The 20989-nt window shown below is 73.3% G+C and carries 17 protein-coding genes; 8 read left to right on the top strand and 9 right to left on the bottom strand.

Going from position 1 to position 20989, the window contains the following annotated elements:
• Positions 1–28: 28 nt before the first annotated feature.
• The 4 genes from BGM09_RS29820 to BGM09_RS29805 all read right to left on the bottom strand — a co-directional run bounded on the left by BGM09_RS29820 (position 29) and on the right by BGM09_RS29805 (position 4409).
• Entirely contained in the window at positions 29–655 is a 627-nt protein-coding gene (locus BGM09_RS29820; RefSeq protein WP_188284826.1) for a Crp/Fnr family transcriptional regulator, read from the bottom strand.
• A 285-nt stretch (positions 656–940) separates the two neighbouring features.
• A complete protein-coding gene (locus BGM09_RS29815) occupies positions 941–1693 on the bottom strand; it encodes a Crp/Fnr family transcriptional regulator (protein ID WP_188284825.1) in 753 nt (250 codons plus the stop codon).
• Positions 1694–1913: 220 nt separating this feature from the next.
• Positions 1914–2840 carry a PLP-dependent cysteine synthase family protein gene (locus BGM09_RS29810; protein WP_188284824.1) on the bottom strand — a complete coding sequence of 309 codons (927 nt, stop codon included), beginning with the start codon at positions 2838–2840 and terminating at the stop codon, positions 1914–1916.
• Between the two features lie 387 nt (positions 2841–3227).
• Positions 3228–4409, bottom strand: a complete 1182-nt coding sequence (locus BGM09_RS29805; RefSeq protein ID WP_188284823.1) for a lactonase family protein — start codon at positions 4407–4409, stop codon at positions 3228–3230.
• A gap of 290 nt (positions 4410–4699) precedes the next feature.
• On the opposite strand from BGM09_RS29805, the gene BGM09_RS29800 reads away from it, so the two are divergent.
• Together BGM09_RS29800 and BGM09_RS29795 are read left to right on the top strand one after the other, a co-directional pair.
• A complete protein-coding gene (locus tag BGM09_RS29800; RefSeq protein ID WP_188284822.1) occupies positions 4700–5329 on the top strand; it encodes a class I SAM-dependent methyltransferase in 630 nt (209 codons plus the stop codon).
• 197 nt (positions 5330–5526) lie between these two features.
• Entirely contained in the window at positions 5527–6123 is a 597-nt protein-coding gene (locus tag BGM09_RS29795) for a hypothetical protein (RefSeq protein WP_188284821.1), read from the top strand.
• A gap of 57 nt (positions 6124–6180) precedes the next feature.
• Here the strand turns inward: BGM09_RS29795 and BGM09_RS29790 are convergent, their stop codons facing one another.
• Together BGM09_RS29790 and BGM09_RS29785 are read right to left on the bottom strand one after the other, a co-directional pair.
• Positions 6181–7659 (bottom strand): hypothetical protein, encoded by a 1479-nt coding sequence (locus BGM09_RS29790; RefSeq protein ID WP_188284820.1) that lies wholly within the window; start codon positions 7657–7659, stop codon positions 6181–6183.
• Between the two features lie 105 nt (positions 7660–7764).
• A complete protein-coding gene (locus BGM09_RS29785; protein WP_188284819.1) occupies positions 7765–8190 on the bottom strand; it encodes a hypothetical protein in 426 nt (141 codons plus the stop codon).
• A 186-nt stretch (positions 8191–8376) separates the two neighbouring features.
• On the opposite strand from BGM09_RS29785, the gene BGM09_RS29780 reads away from it, so the two are divergent.
• The 4 genes from BGM09_RS29780 (at position 8377) to BGM09_RS29765 (ending at position 15837) form a co-directional block, all read left to right on the top strand.
• Positions 8377–9849 carry a hypothetical protein gene (locus BGM09_RS29780; protein ID WP_223187779.1) on the top strand — a complete coding sequence of 491 codons (1473 nt, stop codon included), beginning with the start codon at positions 8377–8379 and terminating at the stop codon, positions 9847–9849.
• Positions 9849–11279 carry a hypothetical protein gene (locus BGM09_RS29775; RefSeq protein WP_262928427.1) on the top strand — a complete coding sequence of 477 codons (1431 nt, stop codon included), beginning with the start codon at positions 9849–9851 and terminating at the stop codon, positions 11277–11279. The genes BGM09_RS29780 and BGM09_RS29775 overlap by 1 nt, the downstream gene beginning before the upstream one ends.
• A gap of 3 nt (positions 11280–11282) precedes the next feature.
• The gene (locus BGM09_RS29770) at positions 11283–14282 is read left to right on the top strand and encodes a CHAT domain-containing protein (RefSeq protein ID WP_188284818.1); all 3000 of its coding nucleotides are present in this window, start codon (positions 11283–11285) and stop codon (positions 14280–14282) included.
• Between the two features lie 331 nt (positions 14283–14613).
• Positions 14614–15837, top strand: coding sequence for an MFS transporter (locus BGM09_RS29765; RefSeq protein ID WP_188284817.1), 1224 nt, complete (start codon positions 14614–14616; stop codon positions 15835–15837).
• A 265-nt stretch (positions 15838–16102) separates the two neighbouring features.
• On the opposite strand, the gene BGM09_RS29760 is transcribed toward BGM09_RS29765, so the two are convergent.
• Positions 16103–16975 (bottom strand): helix-turn-helix domain-containing protein, encoded by an 873-nt coding sequence (locus tag BGM09_RS29760; protein ID WP_188284816.1) that lies wholly within the window; start codon positions 16973–16975, stop codon positions 16103–16105.
• Between the two features lie 141 nt (positions 16976–17116).
• On the bottom strand, positions 17117–18352 hold the full coding sequence (locus tag BGM09_RS29755) for an acyltransferase family protein (RefSeq protein WP_188284815.1): 1236 nt from the start codon (positions 18350–18352) through the stop codon (positions 17117–17119).
• Positions 18353–18781: 429 nt separating this feature from the next.
• Between BGM09_RS29755 and BGM09_RS29750 the strand changes: the two genes are divergently transcribed.
• Entirely contained in the window at positions 18782–19147 is a 366-nt protein-coding gene (locus BGM09_RS29750) for an STAS domain-containing protein (RefSeq protein ID WP_188284814.1), read from the top strand.
• Between the two features lie 100 nt (positions 19148–19247).
• Complete coding sequence (locus BGM09_RS29745) at positions 19248–20129, top strand: SigB/SigF/SigG family RNA polymerase sigma factor (protein WP_188284813.1); 882 nt, start codon at positions 19248–19250, stop codon at positions 20127–20129.
• 124 nt (positions 20130–20253) lie between these two features.
• Here the strand turns inward: BGM09_RS29745 and BGM09_RS29740 are convergent, their stop codons facing one another.
• A complete protein-coding gene (locus BGM09_RS29740) occupies positions 20254–20937 on the bottom strand; it encodes a sigma factor (protein ID WP_188284812.1) in 684 nt (227 codons plus the stop codon).
• Between the last annotated feature and the right edge of the window lie 52 nt (positions 20938–20989).

Raw genomic sequence — 20989 nt, 5'->3', positions numbered from 1 at the left:
AGTAGGCGGACTCCGGCGGACGGACTCCCTACCAGTACGGGATCTCGTCGCCGACTTTCGCGAACTCGGCCAGACTCGGCATATCGCAGAGCGTTATGCGGCGGTAACTACGCTCGACCAACCCCTTTCGAGAAAGGGAGGCGAGGGCTTTCTCCGTCGTCGGAAGGGCCAACCCGCACAGCGACGCCAACTCGGACTGGCTTATCGTCACCCCGAGAACCTTGCGCACCGCGATGCCCTCGGGCGGCGTACGGCCGTGTGCGCGGCCGAGTTCCACCAGTACTCGCGCCAGACGGACCGGCGCGTCGTAGGACCGAGAGTCGATACGCCGCTGGTTCGCCCAGCGGAGACGGGCGCTCAACGAGGCGACCAACGCCTTGATCGCCTCGGGGTGACGGGTGAGGAAGCCCTCCAGGACCTCCAGAGGGATGATCCGCGCCGAGACCTCGCCGCACGCGAAGACAGACCCGGACCGCGGCTTCTCCTCGAACACGGCCATCTCACCGACCAGTTCACCTGCCACACGAATCCCGAGCAGTACGTCCATCCCGTTCTCCGAAGAGGCGAGGACTTTCACGACTCCGCGGGTGAGCAGCAAGAGGTGCTTCCCCCCGTCTCCCTGCCTCAGGAGCATCCGGTGCTTGGGATACAGCATCGGTGTGCCCTCCTCCAGGAGGAGGTCCCGGGTGGTCCGGGGCAGCCTGCCCAGAAGGGTCGACGTCGGCCAGTCCCGCGGAGCAGGCGCGCTCGCACGGACAGGGGGGACGGGAGGGGCGGCTAGATCGCCGGAACGACCGGACGGGCTGGGCTGCGTGACCACGCGATGCTCCATGAAGTGCTGCGAACCGGCACATGAGGCCCGGCATCGTGAGGGTTGGGGCGAGCAGTATGTCCAGCCGCCGGTAATCGCCCACAGACTCCCGCCAATTGGCGGGATCGCTCACTCAGAGTTCGCGAGAGTTCGCAGTCCCTCCATGTCATGGATGGTGATGCGCTTCATTCCCGACCCTATGAGCTTGTTGTCCCGCAGGGTCGCGATCGCCCGCTCGGCGGTCCGCTTGCTCACCCCGATGAGGCTGCCCCACTCGAGGCGGGTGACATCGATGCTGATCACCACGTTGTCGCGGTACGTCGTGGCGCCATGGTCGTCAGCCATTTCAACCAGCACGCGGGCAAGCCGAACCGACGCGTGCCCCCCTTGGTGGTCAATGCGCCGCTGCGTAGCGCTGCGCAGCTTGCGGGCCACGGACTCGGACAGACCGAGCATCGCCTTCGGCGACGTGGAGAGCACCCGGAGGAAGAGTTCGGCGTCGATACGCAGAGTGTCCACCGGCTCGACACCACAGGCGATGACCGTCCCGGTCCGCCGCCCGTTGTCCAAGGCCGCTAACTCCCCGACGAGGTCACCGCCGACACGCACCGCGAGCAGCGCCCGTGATCCGTTCGTTAGCAGCGTGGTGACCTTGACGTATGAAGTGAGCAGGAGAAGCACATCGGACCCGACGGCGCCTTCGGCCAGCAGCACGTCGTCACGGTCGAAACGCACGGGTTCGGAGGAGTCCACCAGCGCGGCGAGAATGTCCTCCTCAAGCCCTGCCAGGAAGCTGGTTTGCGGCCATCGGGAACGCAACGACCAGACCTTGCTCTTGAGCTTCGCCCTGTCACCTGCGCCGGCATCCCGTGCAGAGCTCACGCTCTCCCCCATCGACCACGCGGAAGTTCCTGTGCACATCGGCCACCATCGTCACCTCGCACCACGCTGGCATGCGGTGAAATCGCTCAACCTACGACATCCGGTGTAGCGGCGGCCAAGTGCGACGGCGCTCGCCGGGGACGGTGCGAAACGAGGCGCGGAACGCCGGGACGGTACGGACCTGATGCGACTGGGAACTCCGGCGGGAGAGGAGCTGGGGTCAGGGGTGGAGGGCTGGCCAGGGGACGGTGTGGGTGGCGCGGCCGTGGGTGAGGACGGGGGCGATGTGGCCGTTGGCGGGGGGCCAGGCGGTGACGGCGGGGGCGGTGAGGGGGAGGGCGGCGCCGAGGCGGGGGGCGAGGGGTTGAGCGGAGTCGGCGACGGTCGGGGCGGCGCGGAGGCGGGCGGGGGTGGTCCAGCCGAGGTGGTCGGTGGGGTGGGGGGCGAGCAGGCGGCGGTCGCGACGGTACGCGACCACCACCACGTCGTCGTCGCCGAGGCCGTCGGCGATGAGCCGCCGTACGGCGTCGATCGCGTCCTGGTCCTCGACGGAGACGTAGCGGTCGATCACGGCGGAGTCGAGGGCGAGCGGCCAGACGTCGGCCATGGCCTCGGGGTGCAGGAAGTGGCCCGCGCCCTCGGTGTCCGTCCAGATCTCGGGGCCGGTGGTGGCGTAATGGGCGGCCGGATCGGCCGGGTTGTCGTACTGGTCGACGAACAAGGCACCCGGCGTCTCGGCGGCGAACCGCGTGCCCTGCGAGCGCATGCTGTCGGGGTGCCCGCGCGGGACGAAGGCGTCGACCAGCCGCACCTCGGCTCCGTAGGCGGCGAGTTGGTCCCGCTTCTCGCGCGAGGTCGCGGAGCCGGTGAAGACCACCGTCCGGTAGCCGAGGTGGGCGGCGGCCAGCGCCAGGCCGATGCCGGTGTTGCCGCTGGTCAACTCGACCACGGTGCCTGCCGGACGCAACGAGCCGTCGGCCTCGGCCCTGCGGAGCATGGCCAGCGCCGCCCGGTCCTTCACGCTGCCGCCGGGGTCGTGCCACTCCGGTTTGACGTACACGCGCAGGCGCAGTCCCTCGGCGGCGCGGGTGAGGCGGATCAGCGGCGTCCCGCCGATGGCGTCGAGCACCGACTCGTATCTGGCCATGCGATCTCCTTGAGTGGTGGGCGCCGGGGGGCGGGAGCGGGGTCAGCGGTACGGCCCCCACGCCCGTACACCCGTACGCCGACGCGCCCGTAGGGGGCATCCGAAAACGCGCGGCGGTACGCGAAGGCACCCGGAGAAGAGGGGGAGAAAGCCGTCGTGGACGGCGGAGCGTCAGCGACAGAGCGTGGTGTGGACCCGGCACAGATCGACGTGCCGACGCTTCGTCAGGCCGGGCCGCGAAAGCCGGGCACAGCGACGCGGCCGGGAGAACGCTCCGGCCGCGTGACGCGGGTGGACGGTGCGGAATGGACGTACGTGCCAGGTGGCGGGCGTTGTCAAGATCCCTCGGGCGCCGCCCGGCGGTGACTCTCCGGGCGGCGCCTGGCGTTACAGGGCGACGATTCCCTCGCCGCCGACGGCGTCGGGGACGATGACGGTGCCGGCCTTGTGGAGGGAGCCGTCCCGCTCGACACGGAAGGCGTCGACACCGCCCGTACCGCCGGTCTGGACGTAGAGGAAGTGCCCGTCCGGGGTGACGGCGGAGTCCGTGGAACCCGCGCTGGTCACGGTGGTGCTAAGCGGTTCGAGCGTCGCCCGGCGGGTCTGCCGGAAGCCGGAGACGGCGTTGCTGCCGGCGTTGGAGGCGTAGAAGCGGTCCCCCGCGCGGGAGATCCAGCAGGTGGCCTGCTCGCCGGTGAGCGCCTTGTCGAGCCGGACGACATGGCCGTCCTCACGGACCGCGAAGGTCAGCACGGCGTTGGTCCCCGCGTCGGTGACGACCAGGCGGCCACGGCCGTCGAAGGTGAAGCCGAAGGGGACCGCTCCGTCCTGCACGTTCACGACGGGACGGGCGGACAGGGCGCCGGACGGGCTCACTCCGAAGACGTCGACGCTGCTGCCGCCGGCCTTCGTGGTGACGATCAGTCGGGAACCGTCGGGGGTGAAGGACACCTGGCCGGGAGTGTGGGTGAACTCCGGCGCCGTCGTGGTGTCGAGGCGCAGCTCCCGCCTCCACCCGGCGACGCGCTCCAGCTTCTTGCCCCCGGCGGCCTTCTTGCCCCCGGCGATCCGGTAGCCCTGGACGGAACCGCCGTCGCGGGCGTTGAGGACGTAGACGCGGTCGTTGTGGACGGTGAGGCTGACGGGGAAACGTCCGCCGGAGGAGATGACCTGCTCGCGGTGGAGCTTCTCGCCCTCGACGGAGAAGACGGTGACGGTGTCGCTGCCCGCGTTGACGGCGAAGAGGAGGTGGTGGGCGCAGTCGTGGACGAGCGAGCCCTGGGAGGCGAGGTGGTCGACGACCGAGCCGCCGAGGACTCCGCCCTTGCCGCCGGTGGCGAAGGCGCCCCGCCGGCTGAGGGAGCCGTCGGCGGCGCGGTGGTAGGCGACGATCTCGTTGTGGGCGGTGTTGTCCGTCTGCACGAACACCGGGCCCTCGGAGCCGCTCGGGTACGGGGCGGGTGACGCTGCCGCCGCCGCCGAAGCGGACGGGAGGGCGAGCACCGCCATGGAGGCGGCCACCGCTGCGGCGGTCCAGGCGGCGTGAGCGAGCGTGGGCAAGCGCTTCATTGTTCCCCTTCGGGAGATGGCTGGGCGAGGTCGGTGGGCGAGATGGGCCGCTGCGATCGCTCCCTGCCCACGGCCTGGGCAGATGCGGTCCGCCGCCAGGATCGGGCCGGCGGCGGACACGAACCGTGACCGACGGGGCCACGTTCGGCCGTTGTGGTGAGCAGCCCAGTCGAACGGCCCCAGGCACGTAAAAGTCCAGGTGGACGGGGTCGGGCGGGGCCTCGGGCACGGGGTGCGGCGACGGCGCAGGCGACGACGGAGACGGAGACGGAGGTGTTAGCTTCCTTCGCGTGGTGGAACACCAGGACGAGACCAGGGCGGCCTACGACGGGGTCGTCGAGCTGTACGCGTCGAGGTTCGCCGACCGGCTGGAGACGCAGCCGTTCGCGCGGGGCATGCTCGGCACCTTCGCCGAGTTGGTGCGCGGGACGGGGAACGTACGGGCGGCCGACCTCGGGTGCGGGCCGGGACATATGACGGCCATGCTGCACGACCTGGGGCTGGACGCCTTCGGGCTCGACCTCTCGCCCGGCATGGTCGGCCACGCCCGGCGCGCTCATCCGGCGCTGCGGTTCGACGAGGCGCGGATGGAGGCGCTGCCGGTCGGGGACGGGGCGCTGGGCGGCGTGCTCGCGCACTACTCGATGATCCACACCCCGCCGGAGGAAGTGCCCGCGCTCCTCGCGGAACAGGTACGCGTCCTTGCCCCGGGCGGTCTGCTCATGGCCTCCTTCTTCGCCACCGCAGGGCCGGAGCCGGTCCGCTTCGACCACAAGGTCACACCCGCCTACAGCTGGCCGGTGGGCCGCTTCGCCGAACTCCTCGCCGGGGCGGGCCTGTTCAACCTCGCCCGCCTGGTCTACGACCCGGCCACCGAACGGGGCTTCCTCGACGCCCACTTGCTGGGCCGCCGCCTCTGACGGCCTTTGTGGGCGCGGGGGTTGCCCCGGCGGAGGGGGCGGCAACCGCACGGCGTACGGGCGTATCGGCGTACGGGCGTACGGGCGTACGGGCGTACGGGCGTATCGGCGTATCGGCGTGCTTCCCGGGCCCGGCCTTGTCGGACAGCGCTGTTACGTTGCCGCGAGGATCTTGCCTCGACCTCTGGAGAGGGCGCATGTACGACGAACGGCTCGCCGAGTTCTCCCGCGAGCGGCTGGACGGCCGTCCGGTACCGGACGATCTGCGGGTGCTGCTGGTGGCGCATTGGGAAGGCCGCACCGACTTCGCCCGCCTTCTCGACCTGGACTTCTTCGAGCCCGGCGACCTCCACCCGCTCCTGGACACCGGCTACTTGAGCGAGAAGGAGCTCGCGGACCCGGAGCTGCGGGCCGTCAACGCCGCATGCGCGGAGATGGCCACGTACGTCAAGCTCGTGGCGAAGGGCGGAAAGGGGTGGATCGGCTACTGGCTGCACCCCGAAGAGCCTGCGGACCGCCCGTGGCATCTCATAGAGCTGGACACCGAGTTCAGCTTCTGGGGCCTTGCCGGTCGCACCCTGACCGAGGGGTGCGCTGCCGAGCGGGCCCACTACCAGGACGAGCCCGACGAGCGGATCGCGTTCACTCGCCTCGCCTCCGAACTCGCCGCGCTCGGACTGCCGCTGAGCACCGGGGACTACGACGCTCTCGATGACACCGGGTACACGGTGGACCCGGAGAAGCTCATGGAGGAGCTGGTCGAGGCCGAACGCGAGAAGCTCGGCCTTCGCTGAGCGGCCGGACGCCGGCTGGGCATAGGGCCGGACGCCGGCCGGTCCTCGGATGCCGGGTCAGCGGGGAAGCGCCGAGTGCACGATTCGCAGAGCGAACGGCACGATGGGGGCCATGCGGGGGCGACGGAGATCGAGGGTGGGGGTGGGGGCGGAGACGCCGTGGGCGGCGAGGAGGGTCATCAGGGGCCATATGAGGTCGGGGCGGCCGGTGAGGGGGAGTTCGGCCGAGGCGGGGGTGATGACCTTGGCGGGGGTGACGCCCGCGAGGAGGTTGGTGCGGGGCCAGTCGACGACGTAGGACGTGCCGCGCGGGGCGACGCACAGGACGACGTCCCGGGTGCGGTGGAGGACGGCGAGGTAGTTCATCGGGAGGGTCAGGCGGCGGGCGGCGTCGAACGGGGGTGTGCCGTCGTCCGGTTGGATGCGGACGACGGTGTCGAGGACCGGGCCGTGGTCCTGGAAGGTGGTCGTGCCGCGCAGTTCGACGAAGCGGGCGCGGATCAGGTGGCCGCCACGGCGGGACCAGCGGCGACCGGCCGAGCCGAACTCGCCCGTACAGCCGGGCAGTTCGTCCACGATCCAGCGGGACTCCTCCCCCGGTTCCGTGACCGGCGCGCGGTCCTCGGGGCGGGCGTGGAATCGGTCGGCCAGGGCGGTGTAGCGCCCGGCCGTGTGCGGGTCCAGACGTCCGAGGTCGATGGTGTCGCCGGTCATCGGAACTCCTCCGGCCGCCCGCGAGATCCGCATCTGCTCCAGCAGGCGGCCGGGGCGCCGGGTGACGTCGGTGCGGTGGCCGTCGAGGTCGAGCAGCCGGCTGGTCCTGGTCCCCGCGAGCAGCAGGCTGCGCGGCCATTGGGCGGTGACCTTGCCGGAAGCGGCTGGGGGGGTGACCCCGCCAGGGGCGGCCGGGGCGGTGTCCAAGGGGGTGGCCGGGTCGGCGAACGAGGCGGTGTCCGAGGAGGCGAACGGTCCGGTCGAAGGAGCCGGGTGGACGAGGACGACCAGGCGCCCGGCCGTCACGGCGGACAGGCACATGGACGGCACCCGCCACTCCTGCGTGACCTCGAACGAGTCGGCGCCCTCGACGCCGTGCACCCGCAGCCTCAGCCGGATCAGCGGCGTGAACTCGTCGGGCGTGTAGTCGCCCCAGTGCGTCGTGAAGGTGGCCTCGCCGTCGGGGCTGTAGTGCGCCAACGACGCCTCCAGCACGTCCGCCCGCGCCAGCCACGCCCGCGCCGGGCCCTGGGGGGACTCCGGCGTCAGCATCACGAGAGTGTCGTCGTCGTAGCGCACACTCGCGCCCTTCACCCGGTCCCGGCGGGTGATCCGGGGGAACCCCTGCCGCGTGAGTTTGAAGGCCGCGACGGGAATCGTGACCGTGCCGGCCAGGCCGATGCCGACGCAGGTCAGCGCGATGCCCCGGTCGGTCCCGTCGTGCCAGGTCTGAAGTCCGATCAGCAGGAAGAACGGGCCCGCGACGCAGCAGATCGCGGTGAAGACGAGATTGCCGACGAACGCACCGGCGTAGCTCCGCATGCGGCCCTCCCCGGAGAGTTTCCTAAGCGGATGTGGACGCGGACGCCGGCACGGGCACGGGCACTAACTCCGGGACCGGGCACGGCGCCGGAGTACGGGCGGCCCTCACGGCGTGACCCCGTCCCCGGCGTAGAGGTAACCGCCGGGCCGGGCGGGGTCCGCCACCAGCAGCACCTGGTCCCCGGCGCGCGGAATCCGCAGCTTGGAGACGATGGTCTGGAGCGCGATCCGGTCGGCGACCCCGGCCGGCTGGAGGACGAGGTCGACCACCGGGTCGAAGTTGACGAGCTTGCCGGTGTCGCTGATCGACACGACCACGGCGGGGGTGGTCGGCGCCCCGGCCGCGAGCAACTGCTGTACGTCGAGGCCGGAGTTGAAGGCACCGATGGACTGCTGGACCCGGCTGAAGTCCTCGTCGCCGAGGAACGCGCGGGTGGTACGGCCGTAGAAGCCCTTGCCGCTGGCCACCTTGCCCGCGATGTCGGCCGCCCGCTCCTCGCGGCTCTGGCGGCGCTTCCTGAAGATTCCCATGACGGCTGCTCCTTCTGGTGATGCCCGGTCCTGTGCCGCCCGACGCACGCCTTGTGCACTCCCGACGCACGCCCTGTGCGGTACGGAGACGGGGCCGACGAGCTGACGACAGGGACGCTAGGGGGCCGGGAACACCTACCGATCCCAGGTTCGCCGGCCCGTTTCCGTACGACGTACGCTCCTCACATGCCGCCTGCCAGCCAGCCGACCGGCGCCACGGGCCGAGCGCGCGCCATGGCCATCGACCGGGCGTGGCGTGCCCTCGGGCCGGGGCTGGAATCGCTGAGCGGCCCCGGCGGGGCGCCGTTGACCAGGACGGTCAAGCTGATCGTGCTGCCGCTGATCGTCAGGCCGGCGCTGAACCCCGAATTCGCGGCGGACTTCCTCGTACCGGAGCAGGCCGCGCGGCTGGAGGCGCTGATCCAGGAGTCCGGCGGGCGGCTGGAGGCGACGGCGCGGTGGTTCACGCTGCTCAAGAGGAGCCGCAGGGCGCTGGGCATCGTGGCCGGCCACCCCCAGGACCTGTACTTCCAGCGGTGCTTCGAACTGGCCACGGAACACGGGCCGCCGTCGGCCGGTGCGGACGCGGTGGCCAGGGACGTCGTGGAGGACGTGGCCGACACGGCCGGCGGACGCACCGTAGAAGCGCTGAAGGAACATCTGGCGGACGGCGTCCGACGCGCCCGGCTCGAAAGGGAGTTGGCCGCCCGTTGGGAGAGCCGTCAACCGGCCCCCGCCGCAGACGCGTTCACGGCGGCGGTCGCGGCGGTCGCGGCGGCGGCCGAGGTGCTGGAGTCCTGCGGAGGCGGAGGCGGAGGCGCAGGCGGAGGCGCAGGCGCAGGCGCAGGCGGAAGCGGAAGCGGAAGCGGCGGCAACGCGCAGGAGCGGTCGCGGAATTCGGCGCGGTACGCGGCCATGGTCGAGGCGGGGCACGGCGCGTCCTTCGGCCGGGCGCTGTGGGCGGCGGACGCGGACGGCGGGGTGTGGGGCCGGGACGGTCTGCCGCCTCATCTGGGGCTCACCGCACGGCAGTCGCCGCCGTGTCCCGGGGTCGGACGGGGCGCCTCGACGGCCACGCTTCCCGCGCCGCTGGACCGTACGCTCTTCGAACGGCTCTTCGTCGTACTCCAGTCGTCGGCCCGGCGCGACGAACTGCCCACCGTGCCTGACCTCGTGGACCGCGAGGTGGGCCGCGGTTGCGCTCCGCTCGGTCTGTACGAGGAGAGCCTGCGGGTCGCCGCGGTCCTCGGCGGACGGCTCGCGGTCGGCCTCGACCCGCTGGGCAGCGGCGAATCCGCGCTGGGCCGGACGGCCGCGCACCGGGCCGTCAACAGCCGCTGGCGGCGCGAGGCTTCGGTCCTGCGCGCCCGCAGGATGACGGTCTCCCCGCGGCCCGACCCGGACGGCGGGGTCCTGGACACCCTCGCGCACGACCTCCGCGCGCCGTGGGCCGCGTACATGCGGCGGCTGTGGGTACGGCTGCACGGCCGGGACGTCCACGGGGCGCCGCTGGCGGACGCCGGGGCGGCCTGGGCGGTGCTCGACGGGGTCGCGCGCTCGGTGATGATGGACCACCGCGCGAGGGTGAGGTCGGCGCTGCGGAGCCTGTCGGCGGGCGGCGCCACGGAAGCGGCCGAGCCCGAGCAGAGGAGCGCGTGATGGCGGGCGCGGATCTCTACGTCACGCGGGGCGAGGACGGGGCGGTACGGGTCACCGCCGGTCCCGGTCCTTACGCCGGCCCTCTCGACGGCTCCCCTGCCGGTAACGGCACCGGCCCGCTCGGCACCGGCCCCGATTTCGCCCCCGCCCCCGGCCCCGACCCCGGCCCAGGCCCCGGCTTCACCGAAGCCGTCCTCGACGTCGCGGGCGCGGTCCTGCTCTGGCCCGTCCTCGGGGACCCGATCCTGCCGGTGGCCGAGGTGCACGACGTGGAGCGGGCGCAGCAGTGGCTGTGGGCGGTGTACGGCGAGCGCGCCGCCGCTGCCGTGCGGTCCTGCGCCGCCGGAGAGACGACCGGAGAGACGACCGGAGAGACGGCCGGGGGGCCGACAGAAGCGCGGGTGACCAGCGACGAGACCGCCCTCGCGGGCGCCGCCGCCCGCCTCGCCTTCGGGCACTGGGCCGCCCGATGGTGGCCGGCGTCGTACGCGGACGGGATTCCGGCGCTCGAACCGGACGTCCTCGGGCTGGAGTTGGCCGCGCTCACCCACCGGTGCCAGGAGCTGTTCGACGGCTGCGGGGACCAGCCGGACGACTGCGTGGCCGAATTGATCGAGGACCACCAGGCCGCTCTCGACCCGCTGGTCCGGTGGTGGCGAGCGGAGCCCCGGTCCGGGCACACCGCGCGTCACCTGGAGAGCGTGCTGCGGCTGATCGACGGCGCGGCCGACGCCGCCGGTCTCGACGGACCGGAGCTGCGCCGGCTCCGCGCGGAACTGGACGCGGGCCAGGACGTGGACGCGGACACGGAGCCGGACCCGGAAGCGGAAGCGGACCCCCTCACGCCTGGCGCGCTCTTCGCCTCCCGCCTCGGCTACACCCTCGCGGCGGGCGAACCCCTCTCCGCCGGCGGCCGGGTGATCGCCCGGGGCACGGGGACCAACGACTGGCGCCGCTACCCGCCCGGCTTCGTGGACGCCGCCGAGTCGGCGGTGTCCTGGACGGCGCGCGCGCTCGGCGGGCGGCGCCGGATCGAGGTCGAGGTCGTCGCGCACATCGCGGCACCCGTCGGCGGCGCACCCCTCGTCGCGGAGGTACGGGTCAACGGCGGCCCCCCGGTCCGCGCGCCCCTCACCAGGCGGGACGACGTGTGGACCGGCCGCGCGGATCTGGAACCTGGCATGTCCGCAGGGGAGTTGACCCCGCGTTTCGAGGTCGCCGTACTGCTGCCCGGCTTCGACCCCGGTCCCGGGCCGGAAGGCCACGCCGACCGTGCGGCGGTCCGCGCGCTCGTCCGGGGCCGCCTCGCGAGCGCGGCGCCGCAACCGGCCGACGACACAGCCCCGTACGACACGCTGACCCGCACCGCGCCCTCGGCCCCCTTCCTCGCCGAGATCGTCGCCGCCACCACCACGGGTGAGGACTACTGACGGATGACGACAGGCGACGAGGGGAGCGCAGGGCCGGACGCGCGGGTGGAACAGCTCTACGGGGAGCCGTTCGACTCCGGCTTCGCCCTGGCCCAGGAGCACCAACTGGCCGCGGATCACGGGGCCGCGTGCGCCGTGTACGAGCAACTGCTCGCGCTGGCCGAGTCCATTGAGGACTCGCCCGATGTGCGGTTCCTCCGGGCCCATCTGCTGTCCGACCTCGCGGGCGTCCGGCTCACCGCCACGGACCTGGCGGGTGCGGAGGACGCCGTCGAGCGGTCCCGCCGCCTGCTCGACGGCGTCGCGTCGGAGCCGATGGGACCGCGCGGCCGTCAGCTGTGGCTGGAAGTGCTGCTGAAGACGCTGCTGTGCGGGGCCGACCTGCTGCGCCGGACCGGGCGTCTGGACGAGGCGCTGGCGCGTCTGGACGAAGCGGCGCTCCGGCTGCCCGAATTCGAGGACGCCGAGGGGCTGCGCGTTTCCGAACTCGGCCTGAACCGGGTGCACTTGCTGATGGAACGCGCCGAGTGGGGACGGGCCGAGGAGCACGCCTCGGCGCTGCTGTCCACGATGCCGGCGGCCGGGGCGCAGACCGCGAAGGAACCCGGAGCGGAGACCGGAGCGGGGGCCGCCGCCCCTCCCGTACGGGAAACCGTGCCCCGCGTCCTGACCGCCCTCGGTCTGATCTGCTCCTCGACCGGACGGTACGACCTGGCCGAGGACTACTTCACCCGCGCGGAGGACGGCTTCCGCGCGCTGGGGGACGCCGGAGAGCAGCAGACGCTGGTCGTCCACCGCGCGTACACCGCGATGCACCGGGGCGAACCGGACCTCGCGGAGCGGCTGTTCGCGCAGGCGTCGACGGTCTTCGCACAACAGGGGCGCTCCGGTGACCTGGCGGTCTGCGAACAGGCCCGCGGGTACCTCGCCGGTCTGCGGGGCGAAGTCACCCGCGCCGCCGACCTGTTGGGGTCGAGCCTGGCCCGCTTCGAACGCCTCGGCGCCGCCATCGCCGCCGCCGACACGATGCTGCTGGGCGCCCAACAGGCGTACGACCGGGGCGACATCACCGAGATGAAGCGGCTGGCCCAGCAGGCCCGCGACGCGTACCAGGCGCGGGAGGTGTACGAGCGGTGCGCGCAGGTCGATCTCCTGCTCGCGAAGACCCTCGAACACAATCTGAACGTCACGGACCACGGCCACCACGAGCCGGAGTCCGTCAGCACCGCGCTCCGGCTCGCGCTTCCCGCCGCACTGGCCCTGGAGGCCGCGCGCTACGACTTCGCCACCGCCCACGCCCGTAGCCAGTGGCTCCAACTCGCCGACGAGGCGATGGCGTTGGCCTTCCGGCTCGCCGTACGGCGCCAGGACCAGGGGCTCCTGTTCGAGCTGGTGGAGCACCGCTGCGCGGGCGCCTCCCTGGCCCTGGACCGTACGCCGTCGTCGGCCGCGCGCACCGGACCCCCCGGGCCCGCCGTCTTCCCCGGCGCGGCCGTGAAGGTCTACGGGCACGGCGGGCGCGACGGCTCCGCGCCCGCGCTCGGCGGTGTGGCGGCGGACGCCGCCGCCTCCGCCGGACTGCGCGTCGCGCCGCCGCCGAAGGTGCGGATGTCGGCGGAGTCCGGCCGCGTCGCGCTCCAGGAGTACGTCGCCGCGGCCGAGTTCCGCTATCACCGGCGGATCGTGGACGAGGAGGAGGTGCCGTTCTGGGTCACCGACGACCTGACGGCCCGCCCGGTGGTCCAGATCCGGCTGGCCGACGCCGACGACCTGTTCATGGCCTGGACGTGGGCCGGCGGGGCGCGCGGTTTCGGCACAGGACACGGGCCCGCCGACGAAGTCGACCGCGCGGTGGGCGCGTTGGCCGCCGCGCTGCCGGGGGCGGGCGACGGAGCGGAGGGAATGCGGCGCGCCTTCGCCACGGGAGCGCTGACCGATCGCGAGGCCGAGCACCGGCTCGCGCGGGAGCTGGCACGGGCGCTGTGGCCCGAGGGGCTGACGGACCAGATCCGGCAGGTCGCGGCGCGGGCGGGCCGTCCGCTGATCCGTATCCAGCCGTCGCCCCGGGTGGCGCAGGTCCCCTGGGAACTGCTCGCCGTCGACGACACCGGCGACGTACGGCTCATCGAGCTGGCGGACGTCGTGACCACGGCGCCCGCGTCGTTGCGACGCACGCGGGTCACCGTCGCGGGCGCCGCCACCCAGGTCTCCGACACCCGGGACGCCGACGCCGTCGTCCTCGTCCTCGACCCCCGCGTGCCCGGCTTCCGGGCCGACTCCCCGCTCGGCTCGGTCCTCGGACCGCCCGGCTCCGACCCGGAGTTGCTGTCCCTCGTCCGGCGCCGCCTCGACGCGGGCGCCGTCGTACCGTCCGTGGCCGCGCCCGCCGAGGCGTTCCGCCGTACCGACCTCGACCGGGACTGGCTGAGCGGCGAGCTGCGCAAGCGGCCACGGCGGCTGATGTACGTCGGGCACGTGAGCGGCGCGCCGGTCGAGGGCGGGCAGAGCGAGGACGGCACCCTCCATCTGTGCTGCGGGCCCGGCACCGACGGCCTCGCCGAGCCGGTCCGCACCCACCGGCCGCTGTCCGCCAAGGACCTCCTGCTCGGCACGCTCCCCCTGCGCGCGGACGGCGAGCCGGGCGCCCGCATCTGGCCCGCGCCGCCGCGCGTGGCCCTCATCGGCTGCGAGAGCGGCGGCGACCTGCGCTTCGCCGAGTCGTTCGGCCTGGCGACCGCGATGCTCCACAACGGCGCAGAACTGGTCACCGCCACCCGCTGGCCGCTCCCCACCAGCTTCGCCTTCCACCGCCTCGGCGGCCTGCCCGAGTCCGTACGCCCCCTGACCGACGCGGTCCTCGCCGTCGACACCGCCCACGAAGACCCGGACCCCGTACGGCACTTCACCGGCTGGCAGCGCGAACAGCTCACCCGCTGGCGCGCCACCGGCCGCGTCGAGCACGCGCCGCTGCTCTGGGCCGCCGTGACCTCCATCGTCGTCTGACCGCCGCACCGGCCCGGCGCGGGCCGCGACCGTAGCCCCACCGGCGGGTGGGCCCCGGGCGGGCCGGGCAGATTCCCCCGCCGGCCGCGCTCGCCGACCCGGCCAAGGCCGACGACGGTACGGGCTACGGTCGCGGTGTGGGCGCCGCGCCGCGACCCGTCCGGCTCGGCCTTCGGCGGCGGACCGCCCGCAGCACATGAAGGTCCGCCCGCCTGACCGAGTGCGACCGCGCCGCGCCACGGGTCCGGCCGCGGCACGGGTCCGGCCGCGGCATCAAGGAGTGCGGCCGAACGGTCAAGCCGGTGCGGGCGGCGCCCGTGAGACTGGGCGCATGACCTCAGAGAGCTATGCGACCAGCACCGGGCCGGCGGCGGTCCGCGACACGGACGACCCGTCCGTGAAGGCCGTCGGCGTCGGCGGCGGACCCGGCGCGGCCTCCTGGGCCCCGGTCGCGGCGCTCACGCTGGGGATCGGGGCCCTGGTGGGCAGCGAATTCCTGCCCGCGAGCGTGCTGCCCGCCATGGCGTCGGACGTCGGCGTCAGCGAGGGCACCGCGGGGCTGGCCGTCGCGGCGACGGCCATCGCGGGCGCCCTCACCGCGCCCACCATCGCCGTGCTGCTGCCGCGCACCGACCGCAGGACCGTACTGATCGGCCTGCTCGCCGCCGCCGTGCTGTCCAACGCGGTGGTAGCGGTGACGCCGAACTTCCCGCTGCTGCTCGCGGGCCGTCTGCTGCTGGGCGTGGCCATCGCGGGCTTCTGGTCGTTCGCGCTCGGGGCGGGGACGAGCGCGGCGCCGGGGCGCGACCACGTCGTGTCCACCAGCCTGGCGCTGGGCGTGAGCGCGGCCACCATCGTCGGCGTACCGCTCTCCTCGGTCCTCGGCGACGCGGTGGGCTGGCGGCCGGTGTTCTGGGCCGCCGCGGGCCTGAGCCTGCTGGCGCTGGCCGCCGTGGTGGCGACGCTGCCGCCGGTGCCCGCCCAGCCGGGGGCGGGGCTCGGCATGCTCCGGCAGGCGCTGGCCAACCGGCGGCTGATGGCCGGGGCGGGCTGCGTCGCCCTGGTCGCGTTCGGCAACTTCGCCGCCTACCCGTACATCCGCCTCGCGATCGAACGGGTCACCTCGGGTACGACGGTCTGGCTGCTGCTCGGCTGGGGTGTGGGCGGCCTCGCGGGCAACCTCGCCGCCGGCGCCCTCGCCCGCCGCCTCGGGCTCGCCGTCGTCGTCGCGCCCGCCCTGCTCGGCGCGAGCCTGCTCGTGCTGGGCACGACCTCCGGACTCCCCGTCGCGGTCGTGGCGATCGTCGTCTGGGGCTTCGGCTTCAACATGGTCCCGGTCGCCACGCAGTTGTGGGTCACCCGCGCCGAGCCGAAGCGCGTCGAATCCGCACTCTCCTTGCAGGTGACGGCCTTCCAGGTGGCCATCACGGCCGGCTCCTCGATCGGCGGCGCCGTGGTCGACAACGGCGGCGTGCGCGGCGCGCTGCTCATCGGAGCCGGCGCCGCCCTCGCGGGCAGCCTCGGCTTCGGACTCCTCGCCAGGCCCCGGGCGTAACCGGCCGTCACCACCCTGCGGCCTGCCCGCACCGTCTTCCGCCCGGAGTCCGGCCACGGGCTTGTAGGGGCGCGGGCTCGCAGGGACGGGCTTGCAGGGCCGCGGGGAACTGCGCGGCCGGCCCCCGCCGGCCCGGTGGTCGGGACACCACCGAACAGCCCCTCCGGGACCGGCGGTCCAAGCGGTGCCTGGTGCTCCCCCACCCTCCGTCCGGGGGAGCGTGCCAGGTGCCGAAGGGGCCGCTCGTGATCCGCCGGACAGGTCCTTAAATGCCCGTGGCCGGGCCCCCGGAATCGTCGCCGCCCGCGCAAGCGGCGTCGGCGTCGGCGTCGGAATCCGGCGCGGGCCCCGGGCGGGAGCGCCACGCCTGGGGCGGTCTGCCGTGGTCGGCGGAGAAGGCGCGGCTGAAAGCGGCGGCGGAGCCGTAGCCCACGGTGAGGGCGATCCGTTCGACCGGCTTGTCCGTACCGGCGAGGAGTTCGCGGGCGTGCCGCATGCGTACCTCGCGGAGCACCTGCGCGGGGCTGCGGCCCAGCTCGCGGCGGAAGCGCTCGCTCAGGGACGAGCGGGACAGGTGCGCGAAGCGCGCCATGCTGTCCACCGTCCAGGCCCGCCCGGGATGCGCGTCGAGCGCCGACACCAGCGCGGTCAGGCGCGGGTCCGAGCGCTGCCGCGCGCTCTCCTCGACGGCCTGCGCCATGGCGGCCTGGATCAGCCCGCCGTAGCTCGCGGCGAAGAGCGGCTGGCCGCGCGTCGGGTCAAGCGGGCACATCCGCACCAGCTCCACGATGCCGCGGTTGCGCCCCGCGAAGTCCCGCGCCACCAGCGGACTCGGCATCGGCGGCACCGCCCGCAGGCTGCCGACGGCCACCTCCGCGCGGGTCGGCGCGACGAGCCGGTACGTGGTCCTGGCGTCCACGTGGAAGGCGTCCCCGGCGCGCAGCGCCTCGGCCCCCGCCGCCGTCTCCAGCCGCGCGTCGCCGTCCAGGACCAGCGCCCAGATCGCGCCGTCGCCGCCGTCCAGCCGCTCCCCGGGGCCCAGCCGGCGGACGGTCACGGCCACCATGTCCCACGTCGGCACACCCCGCACCCCGCGCACACCGCTGCCGGGCGCGGCCGACCCATCCACCAGCGTCATGCACCGGCAAGCGCTCGGACCGCCCGCCCTATTCCTCGGCGGGCGGCGACGGCACGGCGAGCGGCGACGGCTCGGCGGCCGGTACGGCTACGGAGTCCCGTACGGCTACGGGGTCCGTTACGACTACGGGGTCCGTTACGGCTACGGGGTCCGGCGGACCGGCGGCGGTCCGAGGCGGGCGAAGGAGCGGGTGAGGCCGCGCTTGAGGAGCGTGGACAGCGGGCGTTCCACCAGCCGGTGCACGAGGTAGCTCAGCAGCAGCATCGCGCCGATGAGCGCGGCGACCAGCAGGCGCGGGTCGGTGCGGTCGCGCAGGTAGTGGATGGCGGTGGTGCCCGCGGCGTAGTGGAGCAGGTAGAAGGGGTAGGTCAGGGAGCCCGCGGTGGCGAGCCACTTCCACTGGAGGCGGTCGGTGAGACCGACGGCGACGCCGACCATGAAGAGCAGGAAGACGGTGTAGAGCAGGAGCGCGCCGCGCCAACTGGAGACATGCTCGACGGTGTCGACGCGCTGGGCGATCTCGCTCTGGGCCATCAGCCAGGACATGCCGAGGATGCCCCACAGCAGCAGGTCCTGGCCGAAGCGGTGCATCAGGTACAGGGCGAGGCCCGCGATGAAGTACCAGGCGGCGTCCGGGTTGGCGAGCAGCGTCAGCGCGGGCATCCCGGCGACGGGGGCGAGGGCGGCGGCGACGCCCCACACGCAGCAGAAGACGACGACCTTGCGGTAGGTCAGGCCGGTGGCCACGACGAGCAGGAAGATCAGGTAGAAGCGCAGCTCCGACCAGAGCGTCCAGTAGACGCCGTCGACGTTGGCGATGTGCGAACCCTGTTGCAGCATCGAGAGGTTGAAGAGCGTGTCGCGCGCGGAGGCGGGCGCCTCGAAGACCGCGGGCCACAGCGTGAGCACGGCGGCGGTGAACAGGACGCCGAACCAGTACGCGGGGTAGAGCCGGATCACCCGGGAGACGAAGAAGTCCCGTGGCCCGCGCCCCCAGCACGACATGCAGATCACGAATCCGCTGATGACGAAGAAGATCTCGACGCCGATCCAGCCGTAGGACGACACGCGGAAGACGGCTGGGAAGATGTGGGAGGCCGGGCGGTCCCAGACCGGATTGTGCGGCTGGTTCACGCGGTTGGTGCCCACGTAGTGGTGGAGCGCGACCATCAGCGCGGCGCACAGCCGCAGCGCGTCGATCACGTACAGCCGGGGTCGGCGCGCGGGCGGGGCCGGTACGGCCGGGGGTCCCGGCGCGGTCGGCTCGGGCAGCGCCTCGACGGCGGGGCGTTCCTCGGTCCGCAGCACCCCGCCGCCCGCCGGGCCGCCGCGGCCCACCGGCCAGTCGTCGCCGGAGCCGCCGCCCGCATGCCTCATGTGCTGTTTCCGCTTCCGCCAGTTCAGGTCCGTGGTCCGTGGTCCGGGGCTTCGGTCCGCGACTTCCGTACGCGACTTCGGTCCGCCGCTTCCGTACGCGACTTCCGTACGCGACTTCCGTACGCCGCCTCCGTACGCGCTTTCCCGCGCGCCCCGGGAGCACTTCAACGTAGGGCGGTCGCTCGGCGGGAAACCAGGCCCGCGGGCCGGGATCGGGAACGGTTCAGCAGGTTGTCATCCACCGCTGGGCGAACCGAAAGGAAATGACCGTATGAAATTCATCCTGGATGCATCAGGGCGGCGATACATCAGGGCGGCGACCCTCGGCGGTCACCCGCGCCGCCATCACTCCTTCGGATGAACACCAATCCGCTGACCCCTCGGTGCCGAACAACTGCATGTATGGAGCCAGTCCGCGAGAGGAGTGCCATGGGACTCCTGACCGTCGACGTCCGCGCCACCCCCGCGGGCGCGGTCGTCGAGCTCGCCGGAGCGCTCGACTACTCCACCGCGCCGCAGGTCCGCGAAGCCGTCGAACGCCTCGCCCTCGCGCCCGGCCGGCAACTCGTCGTGGACATGGGCGGGCTGGACTTCATCGACTCCAGCGGTCTCAGCGCGCTGCTCGCCGCCCGCCACCGGGCGGAAGAGGCCCACGCCCACACCGTCCTGGCCGCGCTCCCCGAGCGGTTCGACCGCGTCTTCCGCGTGACGGGACTCGACCAGGTCTTCACCGCGGCGCCGAGCGCGGACGCGGCGGTCGAGGCGTGGGCGGCGAACCGCGAGCGTGGTGCATGACGAATGGGGTGGGGGGAAAGGAAATCCTGAGTCTTTGTGCGTGCGACGCGTGAGAGCGGGTACGTGCCAGGGGTCACAGTCGACGACGTTGGGCGATCACATGACGGTATCCACGCACGACGCGGGAACGACCGCACTGCCGACCGGAGTCGGCCGGAGCGTTCCAGCCGTGTGTGGGCTGCCACTGATCGCGGACCCGGCGAAGGTCACGCCGAAGGACGCGCGCGAGCTGTCGAAGCTGTACTTCGACCGCCTCCAGTCGCTGGAGGAGGGCACCGAGGAGTACAGCCGCGCACGCGGCACGCTGATCGAGATGAACATGTCCCTCGTACGCTTCTCCGCCCGGCGGTTCCGCAGCCGCGGCCCGCAGGAGTGGGAGGACATCGTCCAGGTCGGCACGGTCGGCCTGATCAAGGCGATAGACCGGTTCGACCTGTCGCGGGAGACGGAGTTCACCACCTTCGCCATCCCGTACATCGTCGGCGAGATGAAGCGGTTCTTCCGCGACACCTCCTGGGCCGTCCACGTACCGCGCCGCCTTCAGGAACTGCGGGTCGAGCTGGCCAAGGCCCGCGACCACCTGACCGCCGTCCTGGACGCGCCGCCGACCCTCGCCGAGCTGGCCGCCTACCTGGAGATCACCGAGGACGAGGTCGTCGAGGGCCTGGTGGCCGCCAACGGCTACACCGCGGGCTCCATCGACCTGCCCGCCGGTGACGACGGCGAGGACACCGGCCGCTCGTACGCCGACACCGTCGGCGCGGCCGACCCGGCGATGGAACTCGTCGAGGACTTCCACGCGCTGGCGCCGCTGCTGGCGAAGCTGGACGACCGCGAGCGCAGCATCCTGCGGATGCGCTTCGGCCAGGAGCTGACCCAGGCCGACATCGGCGCGGAGCTCGGCTACTCCCAGATGCACGTGTCCCGGCTGCTCAGCCGGACCCTGGCCAAGCTGCGGGCCGGGATGCTCACCGACAAGTAGCCGCCGAGTAAGCCGCGGCAGAGAGAACGACGGCCGCCGTCCGGACAGCGATCCGCTCGGCGGCCGAGCTGTGCGCGGTTCGGCCCGGCTTCCGGCTTCCGGCTTCCGGCTTCCGGCTTCCGGCTCAGTGTCCGGGCAGCCAGTCCCGCAGCCGGATCAGTCCGTCGCGCAGATCGACCGGCCGACCGGCCGTAGCCGCCGGATCGGAGTGGTCGACGGCCGCCGCCGGGAAGGCGTGTCCGCCCAGGCCCGCCAGGACCACCGCCTCGCGCTGCCGGGGAGTCAGCCGCTTGAGGTCCGTCCGTACCCGCGGGTCGGCGTGGATCTCCCGCAGCCGCCCGAGGATCGCGTCCAGCGTCGGGCGGACGTCGGTCCGTACGGTCTCCGCGTCCGCGTCAGTCGCCGTCTCCGCCTCCGTCTCCGCGTCCCGCCCGGACCTGAGCAGGCCGACCAGGCTTCGGTGGACGCGGGTGACCGCCCAGGTCAGGGCGTCGGCGTGGGCGGGGTCGAAGCCGGGTGCCGTGCGCCAGACGTCGACCAGCGCCTCGCGGGACAGCTCCTCGGCCCGCGCCGCGTCGCCCGTCATGCAGTGCGCCAGGCCGAAGGCGGCAGGGGCCAGCAGCGGATAGAGCCGGTCGAAGGCGTCGCGGTCGCCCTTGCCCGCGCGGACGAGGAGTTCCTCCACGTCCGCGCCACCGCCCGTGTCACCGCTCGTACCGCCGACCGCGCCGCCGACCGCGCCGCCGAGCGCGCCGCCGCTCGTGCCGTCCACCGCGCCGCCGCTCGTACCGCCGCTCGTACCGTCCATAAATGGTGAGCTTCCCTCGCAGACCGTTCCCATACGTGGCCAAGACTCCCAC

Source organism: Streptomyces sp. CBMA29, from assembly GCF_014596445.1.
Classification (GTDB): Bacteria; Actinomycetota; Actinomycetes; order Streptomycetales; family Streptomycetaceae; genus Actinacidiphila.
Note: the sequence above shows the minus strand (reverse complement) of the source record. Positions and strands in the feature narration are given on the sequence as shown.

What these genes read in the sequence shown, in the direction of transcription:
- BGM09_RS29790 (WP_188284820.1), bottom strand. Translation starts at nt 7,659, where the DNA reads ATGCGGAGCTACGCCGGTGCGTTCGTCGGCAATCTCGTCTTCACCGCG.
- BGM09_RS29795 (WP_188284821.1), top strand. Translation starts at nt 5,527, where the DNA reads ATGTACGACGAACGGCTCGCCGAGTTCTCCCGCGAGCGGCTGGACGGC.
- BGM09_RS29760 (WP_188284816.1), bottom strand. Translation starts at nt 16,975, where the DNA reads ATGACGCTGGTGGATGGGTCGGCCGCGCCCGGCAGCGGTGTGCGCGGG.
- BGM09_RS29820 (WP_188284826.1), bottom strand. Translation starts at nt 655, where the DNA reads ATGCTGTATCCCAAGCACCGGATGCTCCTGAGGCAGGGAGACGGGGGG.
- BGM09_RS29770 (WP_188284818.1), top strand. Translation starts at nt 11,283, where the DNA reads ATGACGACAGGCGACGAGGGGAGCGCAGGGCCGGACGCGCGGGTGGAA.
- BGM09_RS29810 (WP_188284824.1), bottom strand. Translation starts at nt 2,840, where the DNA reads ATGGCCAGATACGAGTCGGTGCTCGACGCCATCGGCGGGACGCCGCTG.
- BGM09_RS29765 (WP_188284817.1), top strand. Translation starts at nt 14,614, where the DNA reads ATGACCTCAGAGAGCTATGCGACCAGCACCGGGCCGGCGGCGGTCCGC.
- BGM09_RS29740 (WP_188284812.1), bottom strand. Translation starts at nt 20,937, where the DNA reads ATGGACGGTACGAGCGGCGGTACGAGCGGCGGCGCGGTGGACGGCACG.
- BGM09_RS29750 (WP_188284814.1), top strand. Translation starts at nt 18,782, where the DNA reads ATGGGACTCCTGACCGTCGACGTCCGCGCCACCCCCGCGGGCGCGGTC.
- BGM09_RS29785 (WP_188284819.1), bottom strand. Translation starts at nt 8,190, where the DNA reads ATGGGAATCTTCAGGAAGCGCCGCCAGAGCCGCGAGGAGCGGGCGGCC.
- BGM09_RS29780 (WP_223187779.1), top strand. Translation starts at nt 8,377, where the DNA reads ATGCCGCCTGCCAGCCAGCCGACCGGCGCCACGGGCCGAGCGCGCGCC.
- BGM09_RS29745 (WP_188284813.1), top strand. Translation starts at nt 19,248, where the DNA reads ATGACGGTATCCACGCACGACGCGGGAACGACCGCACTGCCGACCGGA.
- BGM09_RS29755 (WP_188284815.1), bottom strand. Translation starts at nt 18,352, where the DNA reads ATGAGGCATGCGGGCGGCGGCTCCGGCGACGACTGGCCGGTGGGCCGC.
- BGM09_RS29775 (WP_262928427.1), top strand. Translation starts at nt 9,849, where the DNA reads ATGGCGGGCGCGGATCTCTACGTCACGCGGGGCGAGGACGGGGCGGTA.
- BGM09_RS29805 (WP_188284823.1), bottom strand. Translation starts at nt 4,409, where the DNA reads ATGAAGCGCTTGCCCACGCTCGCTCACGCCGCCTGGACCGCCGCAGCG.